9 protein-coding genes and 1 rRNA gene are annotated in these 10,450 nt (G+C 53.9%); 3 read left to right on the forward strand and 7 right to left on the reverse strand.

Going from position 1 to position 10,450, the window contains the following annotated elements; genetic code table 11:
• Positions 1 to 36 precede the first annotated feature (36 nt).
• On the reverse strand, positions 37 to 1,410 hold the full coding sequence (gene hemN / locus EKL29_RS17000; RefSeq protein WP_126690276.1) for an oxygen-independent coproporphyrinogen III oxidase: 1,374 nt from the start codon (positions 1,408 to 1,410) through the stop codon (positions 37 to 39).
• 229 nt (positions 1,411 to 1,639) lie between these two features.
• On the reverse strand, positions 1,640 to 2,158 hold the full coding sequence (gene yihI, locus EKL29_RS17005) for a Der GTPase-activating protein YihI (RefSeq protein WP_126690277.1): 519 nt from the start codon (positions 2,156 to 2,158) through the stop codon (positions 1,640 to 1,642).
• Positions 2,159 to 2,807: 649 nt separating this feature from the next.
• Between yihI and yihA the strand changes: the two genes are divergently transcribed.
• Positions 2,808 to 3,440, forward strand: coding sequence for a ribosome biogenesis GTP-binding protein YihA/YsxC (gene yihA / locus EKL29_RS17010; RefSeq protein ID WP_120458143.1), 633 nt, complete (start codon positions 2,808 to 2,810; stop codon positions 3,438 to 3,440).
• Between the two features lie 405 nt (positions 3,441 to 3,845).
• On the opposite strand, the gene polA is transcribed toward yihA, so the two are convergent.
• From polA to EKL29_RS17030, 4 genes are all read right to left on the reverse strand, one after another.
• Positions 3,846 to 6,632 (reverse strand): DNA polymerase I, encoded by a 2,787-nt coding sequence (polA, locus tag EKL29_RS17015; protein WP_126690278.1) that lies wholly within the window; start codon positions 6,630 to 6,632, stop codon positions 3,846 to 3,848.
• 377 nt (positions 6,633 to 7,009) lie between these two features.
• Positions 7,010 to 7,639 (reverse strand): thiol:disulfide interchange protein DsbA, encoded by a 630-nt coding sequence (gene dsbA / locus EKL29_RS17020; RefSeq protein WP_120458146.1) that lies wholly within the window; start codon positions 7,637 to 7,639, stop codon positions 7,010 to 7,012.
• A gap of 27 nt (positions 7,640 to 7,666) precedes the next feature.
• A complete protein-coding gene (locus EKL29_RS17025) occupies positions 7,667 to 8,650 on the reverse strand; it encodes a serine/threonine protein kinase (RefSeq protein ID WP_120458147.1) in 984 nt (327 codons plus the stop codon).
• Positions 8,651 to 8,695: 45 nt separating this feature from the next.
• Positions 8,696 to 8,971 carry a DUF1040 family protein gene (locus EKL29_RS17030; RefSeq protein WP_120458148.1) on the reverse strand — a complete coding sequence of 92 codons (276 nt, stop codon included), beginning with the start codon at positions 8,969 to 8,971 and terminating at the stop codon, positions 8,696 to 8,698.
• A gap of 52 nt (positions 8,972 to 9,023) precedes the next feature.
• Here EKL29_RS17030 and mobA point away from each other — a divergent pair, with 52 nt between their 5' ends.
• The gene (gene mobA, locus EKL29_RS17035) at positions 9,024 to 9,593 is read left to right on the forward strand and encodes a molybdenum cofactor guanylyltransferase MobA (protein WP_126690279.1); all 570 of its coding nucleotides are present in this window, start codon (positions 9,024 to 9,026) and stop codon (positions 9,591 to 9,593) included.
• Positions 9,590 to 10,096, forward strand: a complete 507-nt coding sequence (mobB, locus tag EKL29_RS17040; RefSeq protein WP_126690280.1) for a molybdopterin-guanine dinucleotide biosynthesis protein MobB — start codon at positions 9,590 to 9,592, stop codon at positions 10,094 to 10,096. Before mobA ends, mobB begins: the two co-directional genes overlap by 4 nt.
• A 98-nt stretch (positions 10,097 to 10,194) precedes the next feature.
• Here the strand turns inward: mobB and rrf are convergent.
• Positions 10,195 to 10,310: ribosomal RNA gene (gene rrf, locus EKL29_RS17045) — 5S ribosomal RNA — on the reverse strand.
• Positions 10,311 to 10,450 lie beyond the last annotated feature (140 nt).

Raw genomic sequence — 10,450 nt, forward strand, 5'->3', positions numbered from 1 at the left:
TCATCGCCTCGTCATCCGCGCAGGCATATGCTCGCCTTAAATCACGCGCGAAAACTGCTGCTGGCGCGCCTTCTGCCGCAGATAAAAGTCAAAGCACATACAGATGTTGCGGATCAGCAAACGGCCTGCGCCAGTGACCTGCAAACCGCTGGCGCGCCGCTCCACCAGCCCATCCTCTGCCAGCGGCTGTAACAGCGCTAAATCTTCAGCAAAGTAGTCGCAGAAACGAATCGCGTACTGCGCTTCGATGGCGCGGAAATCGAGCGAGAAGTTACAAATCAGCCTTTTGATAACGTCGCGACGCAGGCAATCATCCCTGCTGAGCGCCACGCCGCGCCAGAGCGCCTCTCCGCGCGTCGCCACCGCGTCATACCAGCGGTTCAGTTCTTTCTCATTCTGCGCGTAGCTGTCGCCGATCATGCTGATGGCGGAAACGCCGAGGCCCAGCAGATCGCTGTCGCCCTGCGTGGTGTAACCCTGGAAATTGCGATGCAGCAGCCCTGCGCGCTGCGCCTGCGCCAGCTCATCCTGCGGCTTCGCAAAGTGATCCATGCCGATAAATTCATAGCCCTGCCGGGTCAGCGTAGCGATGGTCTGCTGCAGGATCTCCAGCTTCTGCTGCGCCGACGGCAGCTCCTGCTCTTTGATTTTACGCTGCGCCGCAAACAATGCGGGCAGGTGCGCATAGTTGAACACGCTCATCCGATCCGGATTAAGCGCAATCACGCGCTGTAGCGTATAGGCGAAGCTCTCTGGCGTTTGCAGCGGCAAACCGTAGATGAGATCGATGCTGGTGGAGTGAAAGCCCTGCTCGCGCGCTCGCGCCATCAGGGCAAAAATCGCCTCTTCATCCTGTACGCGATTAACGCGTTCCTGTACCGCTTTATTGAAATCCTGTACGCCCATGCTCAGCCGGTTAAAGCCGAGCTGGCGCAGATGCGAGATAGTGTCAGGCTCGATTTCACGCGGATCGACCTCAATCGACATTTCAAGATCGTGGGCCAGGTTAAAGTGTGTTCTCAGCAAAGCCACCAGCCGGGAGAGCTGCTCATGGTTGAGAAAGGTCGGTGTGCCGCCGCCCCAGTGCAGCTGCGTGACGCGTCGATCGCGGAACAAGGGGGCGCGATGGCGAATCTCTTGCGCCAGCGCGTCCAGATAGCGGTCGGCCTTATGCAGCTGGCGCGTCACAACCTTATTGCAGCCACAGAAGTAGCAGAGCTTATGGCAGAACGGGATATGAACATAGAGCGACAGCGGCCGCTCAGGATAACGAGCCACGGCGCGCTGAAAATCCGTTTCGCCATAGCTGTCGCTGAACTCAAGCGCAGTGGGATAAGAGGTATAGCGCGGGCCAGCGTAATTGTACTTTTCAATAAGTCGCTGATCCCAGGAGACGGGTTGCAAAGACATGCTTACTCCTTCCGGTGACGTCTGAGAGAAGGTCGCGATGCAGAAGAGAGGAAAGGTGGGCGGGACTGAACCCGACGTAAACGTGACTTCAGACGCGACAGGCGCCGTAGTTTAGCCAATAACAGCAGGAGATAACATGTCAGCAGCAGCGCTAAAATTGATCCAGGCCAAAACATAACGATTTACCTGTCTGGCGCGGCATGCGCCGGAGCGCATGCCGATCAAAAACTCAGTTACCTTTTAGCAGGCGATACATATCTTCTTCGGCCTGCTCATCTTCTGCCTCGTCATCCATATTGATGCCGAGCTGCTCCATCAGTTCGTCAATGCGATCCAGGGTTTCATCCAGCCATGCCTGCTCTTCCGCCGACAGCGTGTCGCCATTTTCCATGCGATCCAGCAGCGCATCCAGACGCTCGCTGTTTTCCAGCTGCGCCAGCTCCTCTTCCGGACTGAGGCGCACTTTTGGCGCGACCGGCTTCGCCGCTTTTTTTACTGGCGCGCTGACCGTTGCGCCATCCGCCACCAGCGGAATCGGTTTTTTACTGCCGATACGCGGGTCTTTGGCTTTATTGCCCTGGCCAGATTTTCCCGCGCTGGTTTCAGGATTGGCGCGGCTGCCCGATGCATTGCCGCGATGCTTTTTGTCGCGCTTGCGATCGCGCGCGACCTGATTGAGTTCTTCACGCGATTTGCGTTTTGTTTTGCTTGCCGGTTTACCGTGCGCGCCGCGTACAGGTTGCTTCATGATGTTCGGTCTCAACGTTTTTAATCAGTATCAGTATATACCCCTCACTCTTGACGCGGCTTTTTTGTCGGCGATGCGCACCTGAAAGTACGTATCCTCTTCACAAGCTCGTCTGATAACGGAAGGTACGGAATTGCGGCGAAATCTAGCAGAAAGCGAACAAAGAAAAAAGGCGACAGCCTGATGCTGTCGCCTTATTTCACACCTTCCGCAGAAGGAATCATATTTTTAATCCATTTTGGCTCGCAACGTCCCGGTTGATCCCGCGCCTGCTCAATTCCTGAGCTACTCCCTGTCCTTTTCCGGCCCGCAATCCCTGACCGTTTCCCTTCCTCCGCTCGCGGTCATCCCGACGCTCCTGAGCACATCTTCCTGATGGGTGCTGCCTTGCACTGCCCAATAATGTAGACCAACCTGCGGAAGCCACAACCCAGTCACGGACTGATTTGCGCATTTTAACAGCTGAATATTGTTAATAGATTGATTTTTAATATCTTTATTTTTCAGGTTTTTCATTAAAACGGGTTATAACGGGCAACGTTTATGGCAAATATCTTACAAAACTCTGACAATCGATGCTGTCGGGCACTTTTGCGTCATAACGCGTATAATCAGCGCCAATGCCCGTATTCGTCTCTGGAGTTAAACTTTGTCTGCACTGAATTATCACGTTACCCATTTTATCCTCAGCGCCCCTGATATCCGCCATTTACCTGCCGATACAGGTATTGAGGTTGCCTTCGCCGGGCGTTCGAACGCGGGTAAATCCAGCGCGCTGAATACGCTGACCAACCAAAAAAGTCTGGCGCGCACCAGTAAAACGCCTGGGCGCACACAGCTGATCAATCTGTTTGAAGTCACCGACGGTAAACGCCTGGTGGATTTGCCTGGCTACGGCTACGCCGAAGTGCCGGAAGAGATGAAGCGTAAATGGCAGCGCGCGCTTGGTGAATATTTGCAAAAACGCGAAGCGCTAAAAGGCCTGGTGGTGCTGATGGATATTCGTCACCCGTTAAAAGATCTCGACCAGCAGATGATTGAGTGGGCGGTAGAGAGCCAGATTCCGGTACTGGTGCTGCTGACGAAAGCGGATAAGCTCGCCTCTGGCGCGCGCAAAGCGCAGCTCAATATGGTACGCGAAGCCTCGCTGGCCTTTACGGGCGATGTGCAGGTGGAGATGTTCTCTTCTCTGAAGAAGATGGGCGTCGACAAGTTGCGTCAGAAGCTGGATGTCTGGTTTAACGAATTAGCGCCTGCGCAGGATGCGTCGGCTGACGCGTAGAAAGTGAGTAATGTCGCTCGCTGCGCTGAGCAAAAGCCCAATAAAAAACGCCCCAGTCATATAATGACTGGGGCGGCTAATATTCAGCCAAATCCGATTACGTGAAGTAAAAGGTCTGAAAGATAGAACATCTTACCTCTGTACCCTACGCCTCGAACTTTACCTGATTTTTTCTGACGTACAAAGGCTTTTTTGTAGTTAGTTTTCATCAAACGACATGATTTTTCATGCGTTCATCACAAAAATAGCCTCTGACTGTAGTTTAATTACGAAAAAAATGCTTAACCGATAAGTAGTTAGAAAACGCGCAATTTCACTCTCTGGCTGAATCGGTTAAACAGACTTTTTTCTTATGTGCCGCGCAGACCGGAGAGCCGTCTCCCTCCCCGGCATGAGCAACATCAATCAGTGTGCCTCGTCCCAGTTTTCTCCGACGCCGATCTCAACCTGCAGCGGGACATCGAGCTTCATACTGCCTTCCATCAGCTTACGGATCTGCTGGCTTGCGGACTCGACTGCATCGCTCTGCACTTCGAACACCAGTTCATCGTGCACCTGCATGATCATCCTTACCGCGGCATCGTTTTGCTGTTGCAGCCACTCGTCGACCGCAATCATTGCGCGCTTGATGATATCCGCCGCCGTACCCTGCATTGGCGCGTTGATAGCCGCGCGCTCGGCGGCTTTACGGCGAATAGCATTGCTGGATTTGATGTCCGGCAGCCAGAGGCGGCGTCCATCCAGGGTTTCGACATAACCGTTGCTGGCTGCAAGTTGGCGCGTGTTTTCCATATAGCGCAGCACGCCGGGATAGCGTTCAAAGTAGAGATCCATATACCTTTTCGCTTCACCCGCGCCGATATTAAGCTGACGCGACAGACCGAACGCACTCATGCCATAAATCAGGCCGAAGTTAATCGCCTTCGCGCTGCGGCGCTGCTCGCCGCTCACTTTGTCGAGCGCAACGCCAAATACTTCTGCCGCGGTGGCGCGGTGAATATCTTCGCCATGCGCGAAAGCGTCCAGCAGGCCTTTGTCCTGCGACAGGTGCGCCATGATACGCAGCTCAATCTGCGAGTAGTCCGCCGCCACGATGCGGTTGCCTTTCCCTGCGATAAAGGCCTGACGGATGCGGCGCCCCTCATCATTGCGCACAGGGATGTTCTGCAGGTTAGGATCGGTAGAGGAGAGACGCCCGGTTGCGGTTACCGCCTGATGGTAGGAGGTATGTACGCGGCCAGTCAGCGGGTTGATCATCTGCGGCAGCTTGTCGGTATAGGTTGATTTAAGCTTCGACAGGCCGCGATGCTCAAGAATGACTTTCGGCAGCGGGTAATCAAGCGCCAGTTCCGCCAGCACCTCTTCGCTGGTAGAGGGCGCGCCGCCAGGCGTTTTTTTGGTCGGTTTGATGCCCTGTTTTTCAAACAGAATCGTCTGTAGCTGCTTAGTGGACGAAAGATTAAAAGGCTCGCCCGCCAGCTCATGCGCTTTCTGCTCCAGTTCCGCCAGCCTGTGCGTCAGCTCTTTTGAGTGCTGCGCCAGAATGCCCTGATCGATCAGCACGCCATTGCGCTCGACGCGTGAAATCACCGTCACCAGCGGCATTTCAATCTCTTCGAAAATTTTCTTCGGACCCGCCTCTTTCTCCAGCTCCGCCCACATTTTCAGGTGCAGCTGGAGCGTGACGTCCGCATCTTCCGCCGCGTAATGCGCCGCCTGCTCCAGCGCGATTTGATTGAAAGTCAGCTGGTTTTTGCCCTTGCCGGCGATCTCTTCAAAAGTCACGGTCTTATGATTTAGCCAGCGGGCCGACAGGCTATCCATATCGTGCTTACCCACCACGCTGTTAAGAATATAGGATTCCAGCATGGTATCGAACTTAATGCCGCCCAGTTCGATGTCGTAATTTTTCAGGACGCCGCGATCGTACTTCAGGTTCTGGCCTACTTTCAGGGCATTGCTATCTTCCAGAATCGGTTTGAGTTGCGCCAGCACCTCAAGGCGATCCAGCTGATCCGGCGCATCAAGATAATCGTGGCCGACCGGCAAATAGGCGGCTTCTCCCGGCGCGACGGCCAGCGCGATGCCGACGATGTTGGCGCTGAGCGTATCGAGCGAGTCGGTTTCCAGATCAAACGCGAAGAGATCGCTCTGTTTCAGCTTCTCCAGCCAGGCATCAAAGGTCGTCTGATCGAGAATAGTGACGTAGCCGTCTGAAGCGAGCACGCTGGTCGCCTCTGGCTTAGCGGATCCTTCGTCAGGCAGCGCCTGCTGCGCTTTCAGATTGCTCTTTTTTCCCTGCAGCCATTTGCCGTCCTGAAGATCGGCCAGCCAGCGTTTGAATTCGTAACGACCGAACAGCTCCTGCAGAGCCGCAACGTTCGGTTCAGCAACCGTCAGCTCGCTGCAGGTAAGCTCAAGCTCGACGTCGGTTTTGATGGTGGCAAGCTGATAGGAGAGGAATGCCACTTCGCGGTTCTGCTCCAGCTTCGCCGCCATGGTTTTCGCGCCGCGGAAAGAGAGCTCGGCGACTTTATCAAGGTTATCGTAAATGGCGCGCATGCCGCCTAACCCCTGCAGCAACGCCTGTGCGGTTTTTTCGCCGACGCCCGGTACGCCAGGAATGTTATCCGAGCTGTCACCCATCATCGCCAGAAAGTCGATGATCAGCGCTGGCGGCACACCATATTTCTGCTCTACCTCTTCAGGGCCGAGAATGGTGTTGGTCATGGTGTTGATTAAGGTAATGTTCGGCGTGACCAGCTGCGCCATATCTTTATCGCCGGTGCTGATAAGCACAGGGCGGCCCTCTTTCTCCGCCTGCAGCGCCAGCGTACCGATCACGTCGTCCGCCTCAACGCCGCTTACCGCCAGCAGCGGCAAGCCCATCGCTTTTACCATCTCGTGCAAAGGTGCCGTTTGCGCGCGCAGATCGTCCGGCATTGGCGGGCGATGTGACTTGTAGTGTTCGAACAGCTCATCCCTGAAGGTTTTGCCTTTGGCATCAAATACCACGGCAACGTGGCTTGGATTGTATTGCGTCAGCAGACTTTTCAGCATGTTGAGCACACCATACATCGCGCCGGTAGGCTCTCCTGCGCTGTTAGTAAGCGGCGGAAACGCATGGTAAGCGCGGTAAAGGTAGGATGAGCCATCAACCAGAATCAGGGGGTTTTCTGCAATTTGCGCCATAAGTCTGTGTAATCTTCGTTGCCATGGATTGGACTATAAGGATGCCACAGCTTGAGCAGAATGTTGAACGCAGGCCGTCCACGTCGCGATTTTTTCACGGTTTTACGGCACGGATCGCAAGGATCTTTCTGTGGATAACTTTGTGCGCAAAAATCATAACGCTTTACGCTCTGCGGTATAAAATGTCGGCATTATTTATTAAACACATAAAAATCAATGGATTATTTTATTACCGTGACAGGGTATGCCTTTCTACACAGGGAGTGGCTTATGTGGATATTAAATTTAGAAGGATGCGAATGGACTATTTTGCTAAATAATTTCGGCCATAAAAAAACGCCGACAATGTCGGCGTTTTCAGGCGGAAAGTACGCGGGTTATTTCTGGCTGACCAGGAACTTCACGACGTTGGCATATTCCGCGACAAAGTTATCCATAGAGCTGGTGTCGAGACCGCCATTATTGACCATATATTTACCGTTAACGAACATTGCCGGTACGCCGCGCAGATCGACATCTGACGCCGCTTTTTCCTGCTGCGCAACCAGCGCTTTTACGGCAAAGCTGTTCCAGGCGGCATCATATTCCTGAGAAGAGATACCTGCCGCGTTAATAAAGGCGGCCTTCAGGCTATCTGCATCACTGATAGTTTGGGTTTTCTGAATGCCATCGAAGAGAGGGGCAGTTACTTTATCCTCGACGCCCAGCGCCATCGCAACCGCCCATGCGTGGGTGACTACCGGACCGAAATCGCCGCCCAGAAAGTCGACATGGTATTTAACGACTTTAGTATCAGCGGGCAGATTCTTTTTCACGGCATCGCTGATGTGATAAATACGCTCGAACTGATAGCAGTGTGGGCAAAAGAAGGAGAAGAACTCCATCACCTGCGGTTCGCCAGCAAGAGGCTTCGGCAGGCTGACGTATTGCTGGCCATCGGTAAACTGGGCAGCAGAAGCGCTGAACGCCAGCACTAAACCAACCAGTGCAAACCATATTTTCTTCATTGTGAAAAATTCTCCTGACTTCTCTATTTAAAATTGCGGGGTCAGCTGTAGCGGCGGTTCCTGCAACAACTTCTCCTGCTCGGTAAATTGCGAAATCTGTCTGCGCCAGAAATCCTCGTCCGTCATCCATGGAAAAGCACGGGGGAAAGCTGGATCCTGCCAGCGGCGCGCAACCCAGGCCAGATAATAAACCATGCGCATAGCGCGTAAAGGCTCAATCAGTGACAATTCATTAATATCAAAATCACTGAATTCAGTATAAGCCTCCAGTAAAATATCCCACTGGATACGCTGCTCCTGACGATCGCCGTTGATCAACATCCAGAGATCCTGCACTGCCGGCCCGTTACGCGCATCGTCGAGATCGACGAATAACGGCCCGTCGCGCCACAGGATATTGCCCGGATGACAATCGCCATGCAGACGCAGCGGCTGCCAGCTGTGATGCCAGCGCTGCTGCAAGGCGACGCCAAGCTTATCGACAGCCTGCAACAGAGCGGCCTTCAGAGAGGCGGGCACCAGAGCGTTGCTTGCCAGCTCAGCGCGCGGCTGATGCAGGTACTCCTCTAAATCCATAGTAGGACGCTGTTCAAAGCGTTGTTTGCGTCCGGTCTGATGTATGCGCCCCAGAAAGCGGCCTACCCACTCCAGATGCTCATCATTGTCCGTTTCATACTGACGACCGCCAAGGCTGGGAAAAACAGTGAAAAAGAAGCCAGCATGGGTGTGAAGTGTTTTTCCCTGTAGAACAAGGGGCGCAGCAACCGGCACTTCGTCAGTTTGCAGATCGTGCGTGAAGCGATGTTCTTCTTCAATTTGCGCCGCGCTCCAGCGCTGCGGGCGGTAAAACTTCACGACGTAGCGATGCCGGTCTTCATCACTGAATTGATAAACCCGATTTTCATAGCTGTTGAGCGGGGTTAAACCAGACTCAACCCTAAGACCTGTCTCCCACAGCGCATCAAGGATGGCGTCAGGATTAAGCGTCTGGAAGTTAAAAGCGGCATCCATGGTATTACCCGTTACTGTCTTTGCAAGGAGCCGGCAAGCATAGCATTAGTTGTCGTCCTTAATCACACCGCGAGCGCGCAGCAGCGCGGTTTTAAAATCCGTTTCATAATCTTTTTGTCGGCCCGGAATTTCCGCATACTTGTCTGCGTCACGCATTTTCAGATGGTAAATCAATACGTCATCGGTTAATTCACTTAATGGGCCACTGAAACCAGATTCCTGCGCCAGTTTTTGTAAAAATTGCATAAGGTTAAGATCGGGTTCCTGTTGCCATGCAGGCCGTAACAGCTCGAGCAGTTCATTCAGGCGATGATATTTCATCTATTTTTCCTCATAACAGGTTTGTTATAAGCCTTTAAACAGGGGTATCGGCATGACAGCATTAACCGGCGTTATTCTGGCCGGCGGACAAGGGCGTCGTATGGGCGGTCAGGATAAAGGTTTGGTGCTGTTTAACGGCATCCCGCTTTATCAGCATGTTCTTCAACGGCTCAGGCCGCAAGTCGACATTGTCATGATAAGCGCCAATCGTAACCTTGATCGGTATCAGCTGAGCGGCTGTACGGTCATCCCTGATACTCTGCCCGATTATCCAGGGCCGCTTGCGGGCATGCTGAGCGCTCTCCTCGCCGCAGAAACGGAATGGGTCGCCTTCTGTTCCTGCGATACGCCATTTGTGCCCGTCGATTACATAGATCAGCTATGGCGACAGAGAGAAAAAGCGCCAGCAGTCTGGGCGCGTTCGGCCGAGCGCGATCACCCTGCGCTGGCTTTATTGCACCGCAGCCTGGCTGAGCCGCTGGCTGATTACCTGCAGCGCGGGGAGCGACGCTTGATGCAGTTTTTGCGTGAGCAGGGCGGACATGCGGTGCAGGTAAGCCAGAATGAAGCCCCTTTCCGTAACGTCAATACGCCTGAAGATCTCGGGGAGAACGCTGAATGACGCTGCCCTTACTGGCTATTGCCGCCTGGAGCGGAACCGGAAAAACCACGCTGTTGCAGCAGGTGATCCCGCAGCTGAAAGCGAGAGGCATCCGGCCTGGGCTGATAAAACATACGCATCATCAGATGGAGATCGATACGCCGGGTAAAGACAGCTATCTGCTGCGAAAAGCGGGCGCCGATCAGGTTATTGTCGCCAGCTCGCAGCGCTGGGCGCTGATGTGCGAGACGCCGCAGAGCGCTGCGCTCGATTTGCATTATCTGGTCAGCCATATGGATCCGGCTTTGCTGGATGTCGTGCTGGTTGAAGGATTTAAAGATGAACCGGTGCCGAAAATCATTCTGTGGCGCGCAGGCGTAAAAGAAGATGTTTCGCCATTGCTGGATGAGCACGTTATTGCTGTGGCCAGCGACAGTCGCCTGGAAGTAGAGGTGCCTTTGCTGGACCTGAATCGTCCGGAAGAGATTACTGCTTTTATTGCAGAGTGGCTGAGTAAGACATAAAAGACGCGACGCGCTGAATAATGATCTTTGCAGCGCGTTTTTTTGCGGCCTAAACGCAAAAAACCCTGACCGTCAGGTCAGGGTTATCGCGTATGGATGCCTGGCAGTTCCCTACTCTCGCATGGGGAGACCCCACACTACCATCGGCGCTACGGCGTTTCACTTCTGAGTTCGGCATGGGGTCAGGTGGGACCGCCGCGCTAAGGCCGCCAGGCAAATTCTGTCTCCGCGCCGCCTCGCCGGGCCGCGCAGAGTTGATCCGTCACAAGCTGAAAATTCGCGTCTCACAAAACGCCTCTGGCGTTGTAAGGTTAAGCCTCACGGGTCATTAGTACCGGTTAGCTCAACGCATCG

The organism is Pantoea sp. YU22 (assembly GCF_003970755.1).
In the GTDB taxonomy this organism is placed as follows: Bacteria; Pseudomonadota; Gammaproteobacteria; order Enterobacterales; family Enterobacteriaceae; genus Pantoea; species Pantoea piersonii.